The sequence below is a fragment of the Nocardiopsis sp. YSL2 genome, from assembly GCF_030555055.1.
GTDB lineage: Bacteria > Actinomycetota > Actinomycetes > Streptosporangiales > Streptosporangiaceae > Nocardiopsis.
This window is the reverse complement of the sequence record NZ_JAMOAO010000001.1, coordinates 3,236,190-3,255,308: the sequence shown is the minus strand read 5'-3', so window position 1 is coordinate 3,255,308 and position 19,119 is coordinate 3,236,190. Positions and strand designations below refer to the sequence as shown.

At 72.8% G+C, this 19,119-nt stretch carries 20 protein-coding genes; 11 read left to right on the top strand and 9 right to left on the bottom strand.

The window, feature by feature from the left end; genetic code table 11:
• Genes M1P99_RS14470 through mnhG form a run of 4 tightly spaced genes read left to right on the top strand, consistent with a single transcriptional unit; the run spans nucleotide 1 to nucleotide 3,009 of the window.
• On the top strand, nucleotides 1–1,671 hold the full coding sequence (locus tag M1P99_RS14470; protein ID WP_304453178.1) for a Na+/H+ antiporter subunit D: 1,671 nt from the start codon (nucleotides 1–3) through the stop codon (nucleotides 1,669–1,671).
• A complete protein-coding gene (locus M1P99_RS14465) occupies nucleotides 1,668–2,276 on the top strand; it encodes a Na+/H+ antiporter subunit E (RefSeq protein WP_304453177.1) in 609 nt (202 codons plus the stop codon). Before M1P99_RS14470 ends, M1P99_RS14465 begins: the two co-directional genes overlap by 4 nt.
• Entirely contained in the window at nucleotides 2,273–2,596 is a 324-nt protein-coding gene (locus tag M1P99_RS14460) for a monovalent cation/H+ antiporter complex subunit F (protein ID WP_304453176.1), read from the top strand. Before M1P99_RS14465 ends, M1P99_RS14460 begins: the two co-directional genes overlap by 4 nt.
• The gene (mnhG, locus tag M1P99_RS14455; RefSeq protein ID WP_304453175.1) at nucleotides 2,593–3,009 is read left to right on the top strand and encodes a monovalent cation/H(+) antiporter subunit G; all 417 of its coding nucleotides are present in this window, start codon (nucleotides 2,593–2,595) and stop codon (nucleotides 3,007–3,009) included. The genes M1P99_RS14460 and mnhG overlap by 4 nt, the downstream gene beginning before the upstream one ends.
• A 175-nt stretch (nucleotides 3,010–3,184) precedes the next feature.
• On the opposite strand, the gene M1P99_RS14450 is transcribed toward mnhG, so the two are convergent.
• From M1P99_RS14450 to M1P99_RS14430, 5 genes are all read right to left on the bottom strand, one after another.
• Nucleotides 3,185–3,562, bottom strand: a complete 378-nt coding sequence (locus M1P99_RS14450; protein ID WP_304453174.1) for a DUF779 domain-containing protein — start codon at nucleotides 3,560–3,562, stop codon at nucleotides 3,185–3,187.
• The gene (locus tag M1P99_RS14445; protein WP_304453173.1) at nucleotides 3,562–5,085 is read right to left on the bottom strand and encodes an aldehyde dehydrogenase family protein; all 1,524 of its coding nucleotides are present in this window, start codon (nucleotides 5,083–5,085) and stop codon (nucleotides 3,562–3,564) included. The genes M1P99_RS14450 and M1P99_RS14445 overlap by 1 nt, the downstream gene beginning before the upstream one ends.
• Nucleotides 5,086–5,271: 186 nt before the next feature.
• A complete protein-coding gene (locus M1P99_RS14440; protein ID WP_304453172.1) occupies nucleotides 5,272–6,555 on the bottom strand; it encodes a GAF domain-containing protein in 1,284 nt (427 codons plus the stop codon).
• Nucleotides 6,556–7,466: 911 nt separating this feature from the next.
• On the bottom strand, nucleotides 7,467–8,753 hold the full coding sequence (locus M1P99_RS14435) for a CapA family protein (RefSeq protein ID WP_304453171.1): 1,287 nt from the start codon (nucleotides 8,751–8,753) through the stop codon (nucleotides 7,467–7,469).
• 294 nt (nucleotides 8,754–9,047) lie between these two features.
• The gene (locus tag M1P99_RS14430; protein WP_304453170.1) at nucleotides 9,048–9,638 is read right to left on the bottom strand and encodes a TetR/AcrR family transcriptional regulator; all 591 of its coding nucleotides are present in this window, start codon (nucleotides 9,636–9,638) and stop codon (nucleotides 9,048–9,050) included.
• 119 nt (nucleotides 9,639–9,757) lie between these two features.
• Here M1P99_RS14430 and M1P99_RS14425 point away from each other — a divergent pair, with 119 nt between their 5' ends.
• On the top strand, nucleotides 9,758–10,084 hold the full coding sequence (locus M1P99_RS14425) for a rhodanese-like domain-containing protein (protein ID WP_304453169.1): 327 nt from the start codon (nucleotides 9,758–9,760) through the stop codon (nucleotides 10,082–10,084).
• Between the two features lie 181 nt (nucleotides 10,085–10,265).
• On the top strand, nucleotides 10,266–10,712 hold the full coding sequence (locus tag M1P99_RS14420; RefSeq protein ID WP_304453168.1) for a DUF1801 domain-containing protein: 447 nt from the start codon (nucleotides 10,266–10,268) through the stop codon (nucleotides 10,710–10,712).
• Nucleotides 10,713–10,767: 55 nt separating this feature from the next.
• Here the strand turns inward: M1P99_RS14420 and M1P99_RS14415 are convergent, their stop codons facing one another.
• Both M1P99_RS14415 and M1P99_RS14410 read right to left on the bottom strand, forming a co-directional pair.
• Nucleotides 10,768–11,208 carry a hypothetical protein gene (locus M1P99_RS14415; RefSeq protein WP_304453167.1) on the bottom strand — a complete coding sequence of 147 codons (441 nt, stop codon included), beginning with the start codon at nucleotides 11,206–11,208 and terminating at the stop codon, nucleotides 10,768–10,770.
• Nucleotides 11,209–11,309: 101 nt separating this feature from the next.
• Nucleotides 11,310–12,089, bottom strand: coding sequence for a dienelactone hydrolase family protein (locus M1P99_RS14410; protein WP_304453166.1), 780 nt, complete (start codon nucleotides 12,087–12,089; stop codon nucleotides 11,310–11,312).
• A 167-nt stretch (nucleotides 12,090–12,256) separates the two neighbouring features.
• Here M1P99_RS14410 and M1P99_RS14405 point away from each other — a divergent pair, with 167 nt between their 5' ends.
• Nucleotides 12,257–12,889 carry a hypothetical protein gene (locus M1P99_RS14405; RefSeq protein WP_304453165.1) on the top strand — a complete coding sequence of 211 codons (633 nt, stop codon included), beginning with the start codon at nucleotides 12,257–12,259 and terminating at the stop codon, nucleotides 12,887–12,889.
• Between the two features lie 135 nt (nucleotides 12,890–13,024).
• On the opposite strand, the gene M1P99_RS14400 is transcribed toward M1P99_RS14405, so the two are convergent.
• The gene (locus M1P99_RS14400) at nucleotides 13,025–13,633 is read right to left on the bottom strand and encodes a TetR/AcrR family transcriptional regulator (RefSeq protein WP_304453164.1); all 609 of its coding nucleotides are present in this window, start codon (nucleotides 13,631–13,633) and stop codon (nucleotides 13,025–13,027) included.
• Between the two features lie 449 nt (nucleotides 13,634–14,082).
• On the opposite strand from M1P99_RS14400, the gene M1P99_RS14395 reads away from it, so the two are divergent.
• Nucleotides 14,083–15,186 carry a sialidase family protein gene (locus M1P99_RS14395; protein WP_304453163.1) on the top strand — a complete coding sequence of 368 codons (1,104 nt, stop codon included), beginning with the start codon at nucleotides 14,083–14,085 and terminating at the stop codon, nucleotides 15,184–15,186.
• A 1-nt stretch (nucleotide 15,187) separates the two neighbouring features.
• Nucleotides 15,188–15,472 (top strand): ubiquitin-like small modifier protein 1, encoded by a 285-nt coding sequence (locus M1P99_RS14390; RefSeq protein WP_304453162.1) that lies wholly within the window; start codon nucleotides 15,188–15,190, stop codon nucleotides 15,470–15,472.
• Nucleotides 15,473–15,636: 164 nt separating this feature from the next.
• Here M1P99_RS14390 and M1P99_RS14385 read toward each other — a convergent pair whose 3' ends face one another.
• Nucleotides 15,637–16,887: a DUF418 domain-containing protein gene (locus M1P99_RS14385; protein WP_304453161.1), complete on the bottom strand. Its 1,251-nt coding sequence runs from the start codon at nucleotides 16,885–16,887 to the stop codon at nucleotides 15,637–15,639.
• A 141-nt stretch (nucleotides 16,888–17,028) separates the two neighbouring features.
• Here M1P99_RS14385 and M1P99_RS14380 point away from each other — a divergent pair, with 141 nt between their 5' ends.
• Together M1P99_RS14380 and M1P99_RS14375 are read left to right on the top strand one after the other, a co-directional pair.
• On the top strand, nucleotides 17,029–18,297 hold the full coding sequence (locus M1P99_RS14380; protein WP_304453160.1) for a sensor histidine kinase: 1,269 nt from the start codon (nucleotides 17,029–17,031) through the stop codon (nucleotides 18,295–18,297).
• On the top strand, nucleotides 18,294–18,944 hold the full coding sequence (locus tag M1P99_RS14375; protein ID WP_304453159.1) for a response regulator transcription factor: 651 nt from the start codon (nucleotides 18,294–18,296) through the stop codon (nucleotides 18,942–18,944). Before M1P99_RS14380 ends, M1P99_RS14375 begins: the two co-directional genes overlap by 4 nt.
• Nucleotides 18,945–19,119 lie beyond the last annotated feature (175 nt).

Genomic DNA, 19,119 nt, shown 5'->3' with positions numbered 1-19,119 from the left:
ATGGGACCTCTCCTGACACTCCTCGGCGACGACGTGCACTACCTCGTCCCGCTGCCGGTCGTGCTGCCGCTGTTCGCCGCCGGGGTGAAGCTGGCGCTGGGCATCCGCTGGCCCCGGCTGCAGCAGTGGCTGAGCGTCGGCGCGCTCGCGGTCGTGCTGGCCGTCGGCTTCCTGCTGATGGGGGCCGCCGACCTGTTCGGGCCGCAGGCGGTACAGATCGGCGGCTGGGAGGCTCCGTTCGGGATCACGCTGGTGGCCGACCGCCTGTCCGCGCTGATGGTCACCGTGTCCGCGGCGATCACACTCGCGGTGCTGGTGTACTCGATCGGCCAGGGCATGGCGGGCAAGGCCGAGGTGGCACCGCTGTCGGTGTACCAGCCGACCTACCTGATCCTGGTGGCGGGCGTCTCCAACGCCTTCCTGGCCGGTGACCTGTTCAACCTCTACGTGGGCTTCGAGATCCTGCTGACCGCCAGCTACGTGCTCCTGACGCTGGGCGGCACGCAGTCCCGGATGCGCGCGGGCGCCATCTACGTGGTGGTCTCCCTGGTGTCCTCGGTGCTGTTCCTGATCGCCCTGGGGCTGGTCTACGCGGCGACCGGCACGGTCAACATGGCGCAGCTGGCCGAGCGGCTGCCGGAGATCTCCACCGAGCTGCGGCTGGTGCTGGAGGTCTTCCTGATCATGGCGTTCGGCATCAAGGCGGCGGTGTTCCCGCTGGCGGCGTGGCTGCCCGACTCCTACCCGATCGCCCCGGCGCCGGTGACGGCGGTGTTCGCGGGCCTGCTCACCAAGGTGGGCGTGTACGCGATCATCCGCGCCCAGACCCTGCTGTTCCCGGGGACCCAGATCAACACGTTCCTGCTGTGGGTGGCCATGGCGACGATGATCATGGGCATCCTGGGCGCGGTCGCGCAGAACGACATCAAGCGGCTGCTGTCCTTCACGCTGGTCAGCCATATCGGCTACATGGTCTTCGGGGTCGCCCTGGGCAACGAGCTGGGGCTGGCGGGGGCGGTGTTCTACGTCGCCCACCACATCACCGTGCAGACCACGCTCTTCCTCATCACGGGTCTGATCGAGCGGCGGGGCGGGTCCACGTCCCTGGAGAACCTGGGCGGGCTCGCCCGGATCGCGCCGATGCTGGCCATCCTGTTCTTCGTTCCGGCGATGAACCTGGGGGGCATCCCGCCGCTCTCGGGGTTCCTGGGCAAGGTGGCCCTGCTCCAGGCCGGTGCGAAGGCGGGCACGCCGATGGCCTACGCGCTCATGGCCACGGCGGTCGCCACGAGTCTGCTCACCCTGTACGTCATCGCCCGGGTGTGGAACTCGGCGTTCTGGCGGACCCCCGCCGAGGGCATGGTCGCCGAGCCCGGCACCATCCTGGAGTACAACGAGGACTCCAGCGACCCGTCGACGGCGGCCCTGGGGCCCGGCGAGGCGGTCGGTCCGTCGTCGAGGATCGGCGACGCGTCCGGTCCGGCCGTCACCACGGTCGTGACCTCGGCGGTCCTGCCCCGGTCGATGGTGGGGGCGACGGTCGCTCTGGTGGCCATGGGCCTGAGCCTGACGGTGTTCGCCGGCCCTCTGATCGCCTACTCCTCGGAGGCCGCGACGGAGCTGATGGCCCGTACGCCCTACATCGAAGCGGTGCTCGGAGGTAGCCGATGACCAGACCGCCCGTCACCCGGCCGGAGCGCGTGCAGGCCCTGCGCCGCAGGCTCGGCAAGGTGCAGATCCCCATCGCGCTCGGCATGACCGTCGTGTGGATGCTGCTGTTCGACGGCTTCCGGCTGCGGGAGGAGTCCCTGGGCCTGCTGGTCCTGGGGTTCGGCGTGTCGGTGCTGATCATGGTGGTGTTCCCGCTGCCGCCGATCTCCGAGGGCTTCCGCTTCCGCCCGTGGCAGTTCCTGCGGCTGCTCGGCTACTTCCTCTTCCATATGGTCCTGTCGAGCCTCCAGGTGACCTGGCAGACCTTCACGCCCGGCCCGGTGCTCAGCTCGGTGGTCGCGGTACGGCTGCGCACCGACTCCGAACTCATGCTGGTGTGCACGTCGATCGCCCTGTCGGTGATCCCCGGGAGTGTGGTGGTGGAGGTCGGCCAGCCCGAGCACGTGCTGTACGTCCACCACCTGGGCACGCACGACGAGGCGGGAACCGAGCGGGCGCGCCGGGACACGTGGCGGCTGGAGGAGAGGATCGTGCGGGCGCTGGGCACCCGTGTGGACATCGCCAAGATGGAGGCGGCCGAGACCGTCGGGACGGAGAGCGTGTGAACGCACTGTGGATCGCCATCGCGGTCCTGCTCGGCGCGGCCGCGCTGCTGAGCATGGCCCGCATGCTGATGGGTCCGAGCATCCTGGACCGGGCGCTGTCGCTGGACGTCCTGGTGGCGTCGGCGCTGACGGGCATCGGCGCGTACGCGGCGCTGAACCGCGACCCGACGGTCCTGCCGGTCCTGCTGGTGCTGTCCCTGGTCGGGTTCGTGGGGTCGATCAGCGTGTCGAAGTTCGTGGCCCGGCGCCATGAGGACGCCCTGCGCGAGCGGAATGAGACCGTTCCGGCCCCGCACGCGGAAGGAGGGGGAGCGGCGTGAGCGACGCACTGGTGGCGGTCCTGGACTGGATCGCCGTGCTCTGTCTGCTGGCGGGCGCGATGCTGTCCTTCGTCGCGAGCGTGGGCCTGCTCCGGTTCCCCGACCTGCTCTCGCGCATGCACACCGCGGCCAAGCCGCAGGTGCTCGGCCTGCTGCTGGTCCTGGTGGGGATCGGGCTGCGGCTGGCACCGGTGGAGACCGGCATCTTCACGGTGGGCATGCTGGTCGTGGTGGGCCTGTTCCAGGTCATCACGGTCCCGGTGGCCGCGCACATCGCCGCCCGGGTCGGGTACCGCACCGGCCGGATCGACGAGGACCTGCTGGTCACCGACGAGCTGTTCGAACGGCTCCAACGGCTCGAACGCGAGTCGCGCGCCGACGCGGCGGATCCCGGGCGCCCGTCCGAGGAGTGACACGGGGCGCCGGAGTACGCCTTCCACCGGATCACGTCGGCACGGGCCTTCGGCTACGGCTCGGACGGCCTGACGGCGACACTGTGGCGGTTCGACGGACGGTGAGCCCGCGGCGTGCCGAGGGCCCCTCGAATCCGCCCCGCCACGCCGCCTCCGGGGCCCTCGGCCCCTCCCCCTACTCCAGGCCCTCCGCCTCCTCGTCGGTCATGAGCCTGGAGCGGATCAGGAACCTCTGTCCGGTCGGTGCCTCCAGCGAGAACCCCGCTCCCCGGCCCGGGACCACGTCGATGGTCAGGTGGGTGTGGCTCCACAGTTCGAACTGCGGGCGCGACATCCACACCGGGACCGGATCCGGCGTCCCCGCGTCCAGCTCCCCCAGCCTGACGTCGGAGCCGCCCGTACGGAACTCACCCGCCGGATAGCACATCGGTGAGCTGCCGTCGCAGCACCCGCCGGACTGGTGGAACATGAGCGGCCCGTGCTCCTCCCACAGCTCCCGGAGCAGGGCGGCCGCCGCCCCCGTGACGGCGACCCGCTCCGTTCCGGTGTCCATCAGAAGAACCCGAGCGCCTGGTCGGAGTAGCTGACCAGGAGGTTCTTCGTCTGCTGGTAGTGGTCGAGCATCATCTTGTGGTTCTCGCGGCCGATGCCCGACTGCTTGTACCCGCCGAAGGCCGCGTGGGCCGGGTAGGCGTGGTAGTTGTTCACCCACACCCGGCCCGCCTGGATGTCGCGGCCCGCGCGGTAGGCGGTGTTGCCGTCACGGGACCACACGCCCGCGCCCAGCCCGTAGAGGGTGTCGTTGGCGATCTTGAGGGCGTCGTCGTAGTCGTCGAAGCGGGCGACCGACACGACCGGCCCGAAGATCTCCTCCTGGAAGACGCGCATGGTGTTCTGGCCCTCGAACACCGTCGGGGCCACGTAGTAGCCGCCGGACAGGTCGCCGCCGAGGTCGACCCGGCCGCCGCCCGCCAGGACCTTGGCGCCCTCCCGTGTCCCGATGTCGAGGTAGGAGAGGATCTTCTCCAGCTGGTCGTTGCTGGCCTGGGCCCCGACCATGGTGTCGGTGTCCAGGGGGTCGCCCTGCTTGACCGCGTTGACCCGGGCCAGGGCATCGGCCATGAAGGTGTCGTACATCGAGCCCTGCACCAGGGCGCGGGACGGGCAGGTGCACACCTCGCCCTGGTTGAGGGCGAACATGGTGAAGCCCTCCAGCGCCTTGTCGTAGAAGTCGTCGCGGGCCGCGGCGACGTCGGCGAAGAAGACGTTCGGACTCTTGCCGCCCAGTTCCAGCGTGACCGGGATGAGGTTCTCCGAGGCGTACTGCATGATGAGGCGCCCGGTCGTGGTCTCGCCGGTGAAGGCGACCTTGCGTACGCGGGAGTTCGCGGCCAGGGGCTTGCCCGCCTCCACCCCGAACCCGTTGACGACGTTGACCACACCCGGCGGCAGGAGGTCGGCGATGAGCTCCATGAGCAGCAGGATCGTGGTCGGTGTCTGCTCGGCGGGTTTGAGCACCACGGCGTTCCCGGCGGCCAGCGCGGGCGCCAGCTTCCAGGTGGCCATGAGCAGGGGGAAGTTCCACGGGATGATCTGGGCGACCACGCCCAGGGGCTCCTGGAAGTGGTAGGCGACCGTGTCGCCGTCGATCTGGGAGTTGTGGCCCTCCTGGGCGCGGATGGCCCCGGCGAAGTAGCGGAAGTGGTCCACGGCCAGCGGCAGGTCGGCGGCCAGGCACTCCCGGACGGGCTTGCCGTTCTCCCAGGACTCGGCGACGGCCAGCCGCTCCAGGTTCTCCTCGATCCGGTCGGCGATCCGGTTGAGGACCAGTGCGCGCTCGCCCGCGGAGCTGCGGCCCCACGCGGGAGCGGCGCCGTGCGCGGCGTCGAGGGCGAGTTCGATGTCCTCCGCGCCGCCCCGGGCGATCTCGGTGAAGGTCCGGCCGTTGACGGGGCTCGGGTTCTCGAAGTAGCGGCCCTTGACGGGAGCGACCCACTCGCCGCCGATCCAGTTCTCGTAGCGGGGCGCGAAGTCGATGACGCTGCCGGGCTGGCCGGGCGGTGTGTAGATCGTCATGGTGTCCTCCTGGTACGCGTGGCGGCCGGGACGGTGGGCCTCCGCTGTCGGGGCTCCGATGACTGTGACGTTAGTAACGTCGACGTTGCGACCACGTTGCGTGTCGGCGGCGCACCGTGCCGGGGCCGTCCGGGTCACGCACGGCCCTCACGCGCGGGGGGGGGCGCGGGGCCGCTCAGGGCGGGATCACGCACCGAGCCGGCGCAGGCGACCGCGCAGGGCCGCGTGCCGCGGGGACTCCGGTGTGTCCAGCGCCGCCGACAGCACGCGCGGGTCGTCCCGCCACTCGGGGTGGTCGGCCCAGGCCAGCCGCACGTCCGGGGTCGCGTTGGCGGCCAGCGCCTCGCACACCTCGGCGCGCAGCTCCTCGCGCAGGTCGACCACTCCGGGTGCCTCGGAGGCGGGCAGCACCGGACCGGTACAGGTCTCCAGGGCCCGCCGGTAGGCGCCGTCGGCCAGGTGGCGGCGGACCTCGTCGACGTCGGTGTCCACCGGGTGGAGCAGGCGGTAGGGGCGGGAGGCGAGCAGCCCGGTCCCCAGCAGGCGGCGCAGCCGTGACATCTCGGCGCGGATGGTGACCGGGGAGGCGTCGGCCTCGTGCAGGCGGGCGCCGAGCGCCTCACCGTTGAGCCCGCGCGGGTGGCGGGTGAGCAGCAGCAGGATCTCCGAGTGCCGACGGCTGAGTTCGACGGTGTGGTCGTCGAGGGTGAGGCCGGCGCGGTCGCGACCCAGCACCCGCAGCACGGCCCGACCCGGGGCGCCCGCGGGAGCGTCGTCCAGTGAGCGGCCCGGTGTGGGGATCCGGCCGCTGATCCGCTGGGCCCGCAGCTCCATCTCCGTGGCGGCGGCCGCCGCGCGCACCAGCGCCAGAGCCTGCGGCGAGGCGATGCGGTCCTCGCCGGTCAGGTCGAGGACGCCGATGAGCGCGCCGGTGTCGGGGTCGTGCAGGGGCGCGGCCGAGCAGCTCCACCGCTGCACGCCCCGGGAGAAGTGCTCGCTGGCGAACACCTGGACCTCGTGGTCGAGGGCGAGCGCGACGCCGGGGGCGTTCGTCCCGGCCGAGCGCTCCAGCCAGTTGGCGCCCTCGACGAAGTGCACGTCCTCGGCGCGGGAGCGCAGCCGGTGGTCGCCCTCCACCCACAGCAGGCGCCCGGAGGCGTCGCCGACCGCGAGGATCTGCGGGCCGGTCACGCCGTCGGCGAGCAGGCGGCGCAGCAGCGGCATGGCCGCGGACAGGGGGTGGGCGTCGCGGTGGTCGCGCAGGGCGTGCCCGGAGAGCTCGACCCTGGGCAGGGTGGCGTCGGGGTCGACGCCGTGCAGGGCGCTGCGCCGCCAGGACTCCCCGACCACGTCGCGCACGCGGTGGCTGAGTCGGCCCGAGCCGGTGAAGCGGTCGTGGGCGACGGAGACGTCCCGTCGCACGGTGTCGGGATCGGCGTCCCATGACCAGGCGTTCCAGGCGCCGGGCATCGTGTCCCTCCCAGCGGCGTGACGGCGGCGGCCGGTACGGGCGGACCCGCCCGGTCCCTCTGATTCAATCCGCGCTCACCCCGTCTGACAAGGCCTTCGCACGCAACGGGTCGCGAGTTCGTGCCGATCACCACTGGTATGCGTGGAATCCGCGCCTCTGTGAACCGACACGCGACCGGACTCAGCCCAGACACCACAGCAGCACCATCCTCCAGCGAAGGGGCGCCACGTCCGCTCAGTTCCAGAACCACCCGGCCCCCGGCCGTCACCGAGCGGGACCTGCGCACCCGTCACCCGCGGTCACGCGTATGCCACACTGCATCCCATGTCAACCCCTCACCCCGCCTTCCCCCCGCATCCCGCCCCAGCGCCCCCGCCGGTTCCCGACGGAGAGATCCGTCCGCGCAGGCTCTGGTACTGGGTCGGCGGGCTGGTCTTCGCGGCCTGCCTCACCGCCGGCACCCTCATCCTGGTCTTCGGCACCAGCCCCGAGCGGCCCGACCCGAGCCCCGGATTCCAGATCGAGATGGACTCCACCACCACCGCGACCTTCGAGGTCGGGGACGGGGAGAGCGGTTCCTGGGCCCTGTACGGCAGCAGCCAGGCGAGCTCCACGGGGTGCGACCACCGCTCCCCCTCGGGCGCGCCGCTCCCCCTGCGCACCGACCGGTACACGTACGAGTCCGACAACGGCGAGTGGCACTACCTCGGCACCCTGGACACCAGGGACCCCGGCACCCACAGCATCAGCTGCTCCGCGGGCGCGAACACCCGCTACGCGGTGGGGGACATCGGCGTGGTCACGGCAGCGGACTCGCGCCTGGGGCTGGGCGTCGTCTCCGGGATCCTCCTCCCCATGGCCGGCTTCTTCGTCGGTCTGGTCATCGTGGTCGTCACGCTGGCCGTGCGCGTCAGCCGCGCGTCCGACCTGCGACGGCGGCGGTTCCAGGCGTGGCCTGCCCACCCGGGAGCACCCGGGGCGTACCCGTACCCGCCGGCGCCGGCCCCGTACGCAGGACCGGCGGCTCTCCCGGACGCCGCGGGGCACTCCTCTCCCGCCCCCGGCGGCTCCGCCCAGAACCCGGAGGCCGAGCGGTAGGCCCCACTCGCAGGGCCAGGCCCTCGCCGTCGCGGACGAGTACGCACCCGAAGCGGGCGCTGACGTCGGTGAGCCGCCGCCGGAGCCACCGCACGTCCTCGCTCGGGGCCCGCCACAGCCGCATCCGGCGGGCCCGCAGCGGCACCATCCGCAGGTCGAGCAGCCGCCCGGTGCCCGGTTCCACCGAGGCCAGGTAGAGCAGCCGCAGGTCGTCACGGTACTCCTCGTACCCCGGGATGCCCTCGTAGTCGTTGACCAGGTCGCCGCAGCCGTACAGGACCAGCCGGTCGCGGTAGACCTCGATCGGTCGCGGCATGTGCGAGGAGTGCCCGTGCACGACGTCCACGCCCCCGTCGACCAGAGCGTGGGCGAAGGCGACCTCCCGTGAGACGTCGTATCCCCAGTTGCCGCCCCAGTGGACCGAGACCACGACCACGTCTCCGGGCTCGCGCGCGCGTCGCACCCGCGCCACGACGTCTGCGGCACCGGTCCCGGCGGACACCAGGCCGACTCCGGGACGGTCCTCACCGGCGGCCCAGTCGGGCGGGATGCCGCTGGAGGCCAGCCCGACCGCGAACACCAGCACCCGCCCGCCCCCGTCCACGGGCACGGCGACCGGAGCACGCGCCTCCTGCGCGTCGCGGCCCGCGCCCGCCGCGCGCAGGCCGACCGCCGACAGGGCCGCCAGCGTGTCCGCCAGACCGGCGTACCCGAAGTCCATGACGTGGTTGTTGGCCAGCGAGCACACGTCCGGCCGGGCCTCGGCCAGGCAGGGCAGGTTCGCCGGATGCGCCCGGTAGTGCACCTGCTTGCCCGGCCAGAAGGCCCCGCCCTCCGTGACGCTGGTCTCCAGGTTGACCACCCGCGCGTCGGGCCCGGCCTTCTCCAGCACCGGCAGGGCGTCGCCCCACGGCCAGGAGAAGTCGACCGGGGCGGGGATGGACCCGTGGGCGTCCTCGGCCATGCGGACGTAGGCACGCGCGTCCCGGACGAAGGCCTCCTCCAGGACGGGATCCCCCGGGTGGGGCAGGATCTGGTCCACCCCGCGGCCGAGCATCACGTCCCCGGAGAGGAACAGGGTCACCGGACCGGTGCGCACACTTCCAGGGTAGGGCCACGGACGCGCCGGGCGCGGATCCGGTGCGGACGGCCGACCGCGGCCCGGCTCCACGGGGACGTGGCGGCCACGGCGGCGTATGCGCCACACATGCCCGGGAGCGCGGCGACGCACACCTGTGACCCGGCCTGATCCGCACGTCCGGCGGCTCCTCCATACGGCCTCGGACCACCCCGGAGACCACACGGCGGCCGGGCCCTCCGTGCCCGTGGCGAGCTCGGGCCCCGGTCGCCCCGAGCCGCGCGGAAGAGGCGGATCAGGCCGCGGGTGGGCTGCTCACGGGGTCACCAGCGCGTCGACCACGGTGGCGACGCCCGCGCGGATGCGGCCCCAGTCGATCCCCTGGGCGAGCAGTTCGGCGTTGAGGTCGGCCGCGACCGCCCCCAGGAGCGCATGGGCGAGGTGGTCGGGGTCGGGTCGGCCCGCGCACAGGATGGCCAGGTGCCGGTGCCAGAACACGTACGCGCCGACCCTGAACCGCGCCCCGGGCGCGGCGGTCTCCGACAGCCGTACGAGGTCCAGGTGGTCGGCCAGGTAGGTGAGGTAGGCGTCGAAGAAGGCCAGGGCCCGCTCACGCGCGGGAGCCCCGGGGCCCAGCGGGGGGCCGCCGAAGACGATGGCTTCCTGGAGTTCGCGTTCGCGCTGGTCCAGCAGGGCCGAGACGAGGCCCGACTTGTCGCCGAATCGGCGGAACACGGTTCCCTTGCCGACCCCGGCCTCCCGGGCGACCGCGTCGACGGTCAGGGCGGCCACGCCCCCGTCCGTGAACAGCCGTGACGCGGCCTCCAGGACACGGGTCCGGTTGCGGGCGGCGTCGGCGCGTTCCTGGGGCGGCCGGCGCAGGACCTGGAGTAGTTCGTCGTTCACGGGCTCCACCCTACTCGACAAACGGACTGAGGTCCGTATATGCTCGCGACCACAAGCGGACCACGGTCCGATTTTCTTTCGCCGACACAACCGGACCACAGTCCGGTCAGGAGAGTGGCATGACAGCACTGATCAGCCGTGACGAGCTCAAGAAGCGCATCGACGACCGGAGCGTGACCGTCGTGGACGCCCTGGGAGGCTCCTACTACGAGCAGCAGCACCTGCCCGGGGCGGTCGCCCTCACGGCCGACGAGGTCGCCGACCGGGCCGCGGAGGTGCTCCCCGACAAGGACGCCCTCATCGCCGTGTACTGCTCCAACCCCGCGTGCGGGAACAGCCAGGCGGTCTCCACCGCCCTGGAGGGCCTCGGCTACACCCAGGTGCGCAAGTACCGCGAGGGCATCCAGGACTGGGTGGAGGGCGGCCTGCCCGTCGACAGGGGCTGACGCACCGCAGCCGTCCCCGGGGTCTGGGCGCCACCCCGGCCGGACCCCGCCCCGGACCCCGCCCAGGAACCGGCCGCGGACCCGCGCCGCGCCCGCGGCCGGGCACCGCCGCCGTCGCCCGCGTGCGCCGCCTCCGGCGCGGTTGGCCCACGCCGACCGGTGCCGCGCCTAGGCTGGCGCCATGGTGTCCAGCGCGGCGTCCACACCCGACGAGTACCTGTCCGAGCTCCCGGAGGACCGGGCCGGGGTGCTGCGCGCGCTCCGCCGCCTCATCCTCGACCGGCTGCCGCCCGGCTACGAGGAGGGCATGGAGTTCGGGATGATCAGCTACCACGTCCCCCTGGAGCGCTTCCCCGACACCTACAACGGCCGACCGCTGGGCTACGTCGCCCTGGCAGCGCAGAAGCGGCACTTCTCCCTCTACCTCATGGGCGTGTACGACGAGGAGCTCCAGCGGGAGTTCGCCGACCAGTGGCGGGCCACCGGTCGCAAGCTCGACATGGGCAGGGCCTGCGTGCGCTTCCGCACGCTGGACGACGTCGCCCTGGACGTGCTCGGCGACTGGGTGGCCCGCTGGCCGGTGGACGACCTCATCGCCGCCTACCGCGCGGGTCGCGAGCGTTCCTGACCCGATCCGGCCCGGGCCCGCCGGAGCCGGCCCCGGCACTGCGCCGGCGGACCGGTCAGGCCCGGTCGGAGCCGTCGGAGGTCGTGGGCAGGTCCTCGCGGAGCTCCGGCAGGGGTGACCTGAGCGGCATCGCTCCGTCCCCGTGCAGGGCGTCGTGCACGGCCGCGGAGAGCAGTTCGATGGTCTCGACCCCGTACGCCATACCCGCGTTCCGGTCCGTCAGGATCGCCATCCGGTACGGGCCGGCGCTCGTGCCGTCGATCGCGCCGATGCTGTTCACCCGCCAGATGTCGGTGCCGTCGTAGGGCAGCCAGCCGTTCTTGTTGATCGTCTCGGCCCCTTCCGGTGCCCCGGCGGGCACGCCCCACCGCTGCTCCTCGATCACATCGCCCATGAGCCGACGGACATAGGCGCGGTTCTCGTCGCAGAGCACGCCGTTCTCCTCCGTGATGAGGCTCAGCAGGTGCAGCTCGGGGGGCTGGTGCTGGTTGGTCAAGGTGAACCCGTCTGTGACTCGTCGGAACCGGATCTCGGAGGCCCCGCGCGCACAGGGCACTCCGCCCGTCCTATCGGGCCCCGTCGCCCTCGCGGTTCATCTCATCTCTCTGTGTCATCGTCGGCGGCCGTGGGTCCGTCGGCGTCCCGGTCGGCGCGCTCCGTGCCCAGGTGCTCGCCGAAGAAGGCCTCGATGCGGCGCCAGGCGTCGGCGGCCGACTCCGGGTGCGGTCCCGTCCCCATCGCGCGCAGCACGACGCGCAGGGCCCGGGGTCCGACGGGCCCGGTGTTCATGAAGGAATGCCCGGCCGCCGCGTACTCCTTGACGTCGTTGGGCACACCCTCGGCGTCCAGCGCCCGCTTGAGCCGGGGCGCGGCCCCTTTGAGCATCCGGTCCCTGGCGGCGTAGCTGGCGACCGTGGGGCAGGCGCCGCGGACCGCCGCCGCCAGGTCGGGCGGCATCAGGCCGTAGTTGGGCGCGGCGGCGTCGAACTCCGGCGCGGCCGCGATCGCGAAGCCGCCGCCCATGCAGAAGCCGACGACACCGATCCGGCCCGTGCAGTCCGGCTGCGCCAGCAGCCAGGAACGGGCCGCCGTGATGTCGGTGAAGGCGCGCCCGTGCCCGGTGGAGACGGCGCGCATCGTGCGGGCGACGCACCGCAGCATGCCGCCGTCGCTGTACAGATCGGGCAGGAGGGCCAGGTAGCCGAGTTCGGCCAGGTGGTCGGCGTGCCGGCGCATCTCGCCGTCGACACCGAACACCTCGTGCAGGACCACCACGCCGGGCCAGGGACCCCTTCCGTCGGGCCGTGCCAGGTATCCGCGCAGACGACGGGAACCGTCACCGTCCCGGGCGTACGCGCTGAGGTCGATCTCGGTCAAGGCGGTCTCCCATGTCCGTGCCCCCGGGCCGTTTCGACCACCCTAGCGACCACCGTGATCCGACCCGGGCCGGACCACGGCCCCGTCGCCGCCACGCATTCCCTCGCAGATCGACCCCCGAGGGGTAGGGTGAGTGATTCCCATCACATCGGCGAGAGGGCTCCCCCATGCTGCTTCGCCCCCTGAGCGCAGCCCTAGCGACACTGCTCGTCACCGGTCTGGTCACGGCCTGCGACGGAGAACCGTTTCCCAGGCCCGGCTACCGGCTCTACCGATCGGGCACCTACTACGTGCACCTGCCCAGCGACTGGTACGACGCCGAGGGCGACCCCGACATCGAGTGGACGGCGCCCCCCGGCGGCGGACCCGACACCGGGATCATCACCTCACCGGACAGAACCGTGGTCGTGCACACCATCTGGGACGACGCGGAGCCGGGCGAGACCGCCGAGCGGTGGATGGAGCGCAACGAGACGTCCCTGGAACGCGAGGCGGCCTCCTACGAACAGCTGTCCCTGGCGATGGACGAGGACGACGGCCTGTTCGGCGACGGCGGCGCCTCCGCCGTCCTGGTGTTCGACGCGGTCCTGGAGGGCGAGGAGTCCCAATGGGTCGACGTCGACTACGACGACCGGCACCGCCAGGCCACACAGAAGGTCGTGGTGGAACCGGGCTACGGCACCGTCTTCGCCATCCGGGTGAGCGTCCCCGCGGCCGAGGCCGACGAGTACGAGGACACGGTCGAGGCGATCGTCGACAGCTTCCGGCCGCGCCCGCTCGACCTCAGGGGCGACGCCTGACCCCTCGGAGCGCGGGCCCGGCCAGGAGTCGCCCGCCCGCCGCCCGGTGCGACGGACCGCACCGTCCGGGAACGGTCACGGTCCGTCGCGGCCCCCGCCGCGACACGGCGGCGGGCCATCCCACGGTCCGCGTGGTCAGGCCCCGGGGCCGCCGAGCCCGCGCAGGAGCGCGTGCGCCTCGTCCAAGCGCGCGGGGAAGGCCTCCGGGCTCTCCGCGAGCCGCAGGGCGGCGAGCTCGCAGGCCATGGCCGCGTGCGCGGCCAGGACGGCGACGTCCTCGACGGTGCCGATCTCGATGAGCGCGGCGGCCAGCCGATCGGCACGCTGTTCGTGCATGAGCAGGTAGCGCGAGCGCAGGTCGACGCTCTCGCGCAGCAGGCGGGCCAGAACGGCCGACCGCGCCGGAGACGGCACCGAGTGCCGTCGCGCGGCCACCGCGGCCTCGCGCAGCAGGTCGACGGCGGCGCCCAGATCCTTCCCCGGCTCCCCGTCCCCGCGCCCGGCCTCACGCACACGGGCGCACATCCGGTCCACTTCGGCGCCGTCGTCGGCGAACAGCACCTGCTGCTTGTCGCCGAAGTAGCGGAAGAAGGTGGTCCGGCCGACCTCCGCGCGTTCGGCGATCTGGGCGACGGTGACCTTGTCGAATCCGTACTCGGCGAAGAGCTGGAAGGCGGCCGACACGATCGTGGCGCGAGCCTTTCGCCGTTTGCGGGCGTGAAGTGTGTCCGGGGGGTGTTGCATGAGGCGAACCCTATCGAGTGGGAACTCGGACCTTGTTGGTACGCAGAACCATTAGGACGGTGGTCCCGAAACCAACTTCGCAGACCGAGCGAGCGGGAAGTCGTGTGACCAGTTCGGGCGGGCGGGAAGACGGACGGTCCAGGCCATAGCCCGAGCATGCACACCGGTTGGCCCGGAATTTTATTGCAGACACCGACCGCAGTCGCAACCGCCTACCTCGGAACTTACGCCACACGCCCGTAATGCGGTTCACAGATCACTATCACCGCCACTCACTGCGACCGATGACACATTTACCAACCGAACAGCATTCGATGACTCACGTATTCGTTGGGGCCATTGACTATTGACCCGCGCGGGGCGACCGGGAGCGCGACCACTCCGATCTCTCACCGATGGTCACACCAGTGTGTCATGGTGGAGACCTCCGTCACATCCTGGAGTTGGTCATGACGTATCTCCTGGTCATCGGCACGCGCAAGGGGCTCTTCACCGCCCGCAGCGAGGACCGGCGCACCTGGCGAGTGGACGGTCCGCACCGTCTGGACGCCGCCGACTACGCGAGCATGAGCTCCGTGTACGCGGTGGGGATCAATCCCCACTCCGGCCGCATCCTGGCCGGTGCCGAAAGCTCCCATTTCGGCCCGAGTGTCTGGTACAGCGACGATCAAGGGGCGACCTGGCACGAACCGGACACCGCGCCCATCGCGTTCCCGGAGGACACCGACGCCTCCTTCACCCGCGCCTGGCAGTTCGCCTTCGGCGACGACGCCGACACCGTCTACGCGGGGGTCGAGCCGCACGCCCTGTTCCGGTCCTCCGACGGCGGTCGGAGTTTCGACCTCGTCCGTGCGCTCTGGGACCACCCGCACCACGACGACTGGTTCCCCGGCGCGGGCGGCGGCGCCATCCACACCATTCTGCCGGGGCTGCTGGGAGCCGGTCAGCGCGCGCCCGACGCCATGACCGTGGCGATGTCCACCGGCGGCGTCTACCAGACCCGCGACGACGGCCGGAGCTGGAACCCGGCCAACCGGGGCATCAGCGCCGGGTTCCTGCCCGTCGAGGAGCCCGAGTACGGCCAGTGCGTGCACAAGGTGGCCGCCGCCTCGGACGGCGTGATGTTCGCCCAGAACCACCACGGCGTCTACCGCAGCGCCGACCCCGCCGGGCAGGGCTGGACCGCCATCGAGAAGGGCCTGCCCACCGACTTCGGCTTCGCCATGGTCACCCACCCGGGGCGGCCCGCCAGCGTTCTCAACTTCCCGGTGGTCAGCCAGGAGGTCCACCTGCCGCCGGACAACCGGCTGGCCGTCTACCGCACCGACGACGCGGGGGACAGCTGGCAGGCCTACGTCGACGGCCTGCCGGACGACGCCTACTTCGGCATCGTGCTCCGCGACGGCGCGTGCACCGACGGGGCCGACGTGCCCGGGTTCTACTTCGGCACCCGCAGCGGGGACGTCTTCGCCGCCACCGACGACGAGGGCACCTGGCACCAGGTGGCCGCCCACCTGCCGGACGTGCTGTGCGTGCGGGCCACGGAGGTGTGAGATGCGGGTGACCGTGCATCTGCCCGGCCTGCTGAGGGCCGACGCCGGAGGGGTCGCGCACGTCCCGGTGGAGGTCTCCGACGGCACCGGGCTCGGCGGTGTGCTGGACGAGCTCACCACCCGCCATCCCGGGCTGGACCGGCGGATCCGCGACGAGCAGGGACAGCTGCGCCGCTACGTCAACGTGTTCGTCAACGGCGACGAGTGCCGGGCGATCGGTGGCCTGGACGCCAGCGTCCCCGAGGGCGCCGACGTCCGCCTCCTGCCCTCGGTCGCCGGCGGCTGACCCCGGTTCGCGTGGCTGAGAGATACGGCGTGGACCGGCACGGGGCCGGGTCCCGGTGCCGGTCCGCCCCCGCCTCGGGCCTGGGCACGAACGGATCCGTGCGTCCCGGTCGCCGGGACGGGCCTCCCGGTCCCCAGAGCCGGCCGTCGACGCTCCTTCCGCCCTCAGGCCCCGGGCGAACCGAGCCGCCCGGCCGCGGTCTCCGCGCGCTGACCCGTCTCACCGGTCCCGGCGGCCGGTCCGCCCGCCGCGGGGACGACAGCCGGACGCCGCATCGGTACCGGGCGCAGGAGGGTGAGGCTCCGCCACACCCACTCCAGCGGTCCGAGCCGGAACCGGCGGGCCCACCAGCGTGCGGCCAGTGCCACCACGACGAAGTAGGCCGCGGCGAGCCCGTACTGCGCCAGCAGCGGCACCTCCCCCTCGAACGGTCCCATCACCACCAGGAACACCAGTGTGCTCCCCAGGTAGGCGGTCAAGGTCATCCGGCCCAGCGGTGCGAGCCGGCCCAGTCCGCGCGCACACGTGCGTCCACGGTCCATCAGCCACCACACCAGACCCAGGTAGAACAGAGCGCCGCCGAGCCCCATCAGCGTGCCGCCCACGGAGACGAGCATGTCCGAGCCCGGCTCACTCGGCGGCATGCCGTCGGGGCCCAGGCCGACCGGCACACCGTCGGCGTCCAGCTCCAGCGGGAAGAACACCTCGTCGGCGACCATCGTGACCACGCCCAGGACCTGGCCGACCAGTCCCAGCGCCACCAACCGCCGCGGCAGCCGGAACGGGCCTCCGGGCCCGCCCGGGGCCGCCTCCGGACGGCGGGCCAGCCACACCCCCACACAGAAGAAGCCCAGCGTCTGGGGCACGAGGACGACCAGGACCGCCAGCTCGTGGGTCTGGGGCGCGAACGCCTCGACCACGGGCGCCACCGCGAAGGACAGCGCCGCGGCGTACAGCGGCCGGGCACGCGACCCGGCGAGCAGCAGCGGCATCAGCGGCGCCAGTACCAGGGCCGTCAGCGCGTAGTGGGTGAGGATGTCACCGGAGAAGACCCACAGGTGCGGTATCCCGAAGAGCACACCGAGCACCAGGTAGCGCCGCAGCATCAGGGCCAGCGGCGCGCCGCCCCGGCGGGCGGCGGAGCGCCACGCGAACACCGCGCCCGCACCGAGCAGCACCATGAGCAGCGCTCGGGCCTTGCCGGACATGAGCAGGGTCAGCCCCGCGTCCACCGCCGAGGTCAGGGCGTCCGGGGTGCGCTCCCCCGCGCGCTCGGCCGCGAACACGACCGCGGGCGCGTTCATCAGCACCACGCCGATCATCGCCAGCGCCCGCGCGACGTCGAGGAAGGGCACCCGTGCGCCGGGGGGCGTGTTCACATCCGCGGTCACGGTGGCGGTCGTACTGTCGGTCACGTGGAGCCTCCCAGGTTTCGAGTCACCCCAGCGTCGTCGCCGGAGCGGCCCGCGCACATCGACCCATCGACCGACCGCCCCGCGACCGGTCTCGTCCTTTCGGCCGACGGCATCCGGCCGCTCGCCGTCTAGCCTGGTCGCATGGCGTTGACCAAGGGCTTCGGCCACATCGGGGACCGGCTGCCGGCGGCGGTCGGAGCGCTCCCGCGCGCGCTGGCCCTGATCGCCGCCCTGCTGCTGGCGGCCGTTCTGATCCAGTCAACGGCGGGCCTGGTCGCCGACCTGTCCGACCCCGCGTGGCCGGGCCCGCCGCCGACGCCGATGTCCTACCTGCCCCTGGTCTCCGGTGGGCTGGCGACCCTCCTGGCCCTGGTCGCCCTGCGGCCGCGCTCGGGCCCGGCCCTGACCACGGGGCTCACCGCGGCCGCGGCGCTGGGCATCGCGTCCGCCTCGGTCCTGCTGTGGCCCCTGCCCAAGGGCACCTTCGGGTTCGGCTTCGTGACGGCGGAGATGGCGCCCCTGCTGGTCCTGCTCGCGCTCACCGCGCTGCGAGCCCGGCCCTGGCAGATCACCGCGGTCTCCCTCGCGGCCTTCGCAGCGGCGCTCTCCGACTATCTGCGCGAGCCCTTCTTCTGGTCCGGGCAGATCACGACCGCACTGGGCTTCGTGGCCGTCGGGCTGGCCCCGGGCCTGTACCTGCGCTGGCGCGGCGTCCAGCGGCGCGCGCACGCGGAGCGGGCACGCGCCCAGGAGCGGCTCGCCATCGCCCGCGACCTGCACGACGTGGTGGCGCACGAGGTGACCGGCATCGTCGTGCAGGCCCAGGCGCTGCGGCACATCGCCGACCGCGATCCCGGTGCGGTGCGCGCCGCCCTGCCCGAGATCGAGGCGGCGGGCACACGCGCGCTGGAGTCGATGCGCGCGATGGTCACCCGACTGCGGGAGCCGGGCGAGGCGCCCCTGTCGCCGGGCGCGGCCGAAGGTCTGGCGGCGCTGGCGGCGCCCGCCTCGGCCGGACGCCCCGAGGTGAGGGTGAGCGTCGACGGCCGGGTGGCGGACCTGCCGGCGGACGCCGCGACCACGGTGCTGCGCGTCGCCCAGGAGTCGGTGACGAACGCGCTGCGCTACGCGCGCGGGGCCGCCCTGGTCGGGGTGGAGGTCGCGATCACGGCGGACGAGGTCCGGATTCGCGTCCACGACGACGGTCGCGGGGACGCGCCGCCGGTCGGCGGCGGCCACGGCCTGGTGGGCATGGCCGAACGCGTCCGTCTGCTCGGCGGGGACCTCACCGCCGGCCCCGGCGACCACGGACACGGCTGGACGGTACGGGCCCGGCTGCCGCTGACCGCCGCCACGGTGTCGGCCGCCGGGGCCGCCGCCCGCGACGACGACCGGAACGAGGACACGTGACGATTCGGGTACTGCTCGCCGACGACCAGCGGATGGTCCGGACGGGCTTTCGCTTCATGCTCGACGCCGAGGAGGACATCTCGGTGGTGGGCGAGGCAGGGGACGGGGTCGAGGCGGTGCGGCTGGCCCGCGAGCTGCGTCCGGACGTCACCCTCATGGACATCCGGATGCCGGGCATCGACGGGCTGGAGGCCACCCGCCGCCTGGCCGGTCCGGAGGTGTCCGACCCCCTGCGGGTGGTCGTGGTGACGACCTTCGACCTGGACGAGTACGTGCACGCGGCGCTCACCGGAGGGGCGGTCGGCTTCCTGCTCAAGGACGCCGGGCCGGCCCTGCTGGTGGAGGCGGTGCGGGCGGGCGCCCGCGGCGACGCCCTCGTCTCGCCGAGCGTCACCGTGCGCCTGCTGCGGCACTTCGCCGCCTCCCGGCCCCCGGCACCGCCCCAGGACGACGTCCTCACCGCCCGGGAACGGGACATCGTGCGGGCCGTGGCCCGGGGGCTCACCAACGGAGAGGTGGCCGAGGACCTGTTCGTGACCGTGAGCACCGTCAAGACCCACCTGGCGAGCGTCCAGACGAAGCTGGGCGCGCGCAACCGGGTGGAGGTCGCGGCCTGGGCCTACCGCAACGGCCTGATGGCGGAGTGAGCCGGGCGGCGGGCCGCGGACGTCACCCCGGTCCGTGACCGGGGCGGGCCGACCGCCCGTCCCGGGCCCCTTGACGAAAACCTGAGCTGGATCTGACCAGTTTCGCCCGTGTCGTCCCGGTACCGGCATGGGTCCGAAGCGTGATGATTGCCTGGAATCACCCGTCCGCGACGAC

What these genes read in the sequence shown, in the direction of transcription:
- M1P99_RS14445 (WP_304453173.1), bottom strand. Translation starts at nt 5,085, where the DNA reads ATGACGATCTACACACCGCCCGGCCAGCCCGGCAGCGTCATCGACTTC.
- M1P99_RS14400 (WP_304453164.1), bottom strand. Translation starts at nt 13,633, where the DNA reads ATGCAACACCCCCCGGACACACTTCACGCCCGCAAACGGCGAAAGGCT.
- M1P99_RS14380 (WP_304453160.1), top strand. Translation starts at nt 17,029, where the DNA reads ATGGCGTTGACCAAGGGCTTCGGCCACATCGGGGACCGGCTGCCGGCG.
- M1P99_RS14425 (WP_304453169.1), top strand. Translation starts at nt 9,758, where the DNA reads ATGACAGCACTGATCAGCCGTGACGAGCTCAAGAAGCGCATCGACGAC.
- M1P99_RS14465 (WP_304453177.1), top strand. Translation starts at nt 1,668, where the DNA reads ATGACCAGACCGCCCGTCACCCGGCCGGAGCGCGTGCAGGCCCTGCGC.
- M1P99_RS14450 (WP_304453174.1), bottom strand. Translation starts at nt 3,562, where the DNA reads ATGGACACCGGAACGGAGCGGGTCGCCGTCACGGGGGCGGCGGCCGCC.
- M1P99_RS14470 (WP_304453178.1), top strand. Translation starts at nt 1, where the DNA reads ATGGGACCTCTCCTGACACTCCTCGGCGACGACGTGCACTACCTCGTC.
- M1P99_RS14390 (WP_304453162.1), top strand. Translation starts at nt 15,188, where the DNA reads ATGCGGGTGACCGTGCATCTGCCCGGCCTGCTGAGGGCCGACGCCGGA.
- M1P99_RS14395 (WP_304453163.1), top strand. Translation starts at nt 14,083, where the DNA reads ATGACGTATCTCCTGGTCATCGGCACGCGCAAGGGGCTCTTCACCGCC.
- M1P99_RS14440 (WP_304453172.1), bottom strand. Translation starts at nt 6,555, where the DNA reads ATGCCCGGCGCCTGGAACGCCTGGTCATGGGACGCCGATCCCGACACC.
- M1P99_RS14405 (WP_304453165.1), top strand. Translation starts at nt 12,257, where the DNA reads ATGCTGCTTCGCCCCCTGAGCGCAGCCCTAGCGACACTGCTCGTCACC.
- M1P99_RS14420 (WP_304453168.1), top strand. Translation starts at nt 10,266, where the DNA reads ATGGTGTCCAGCGCGGCGTCCACACCCGACGAGTACCTGTCCGAGCTC.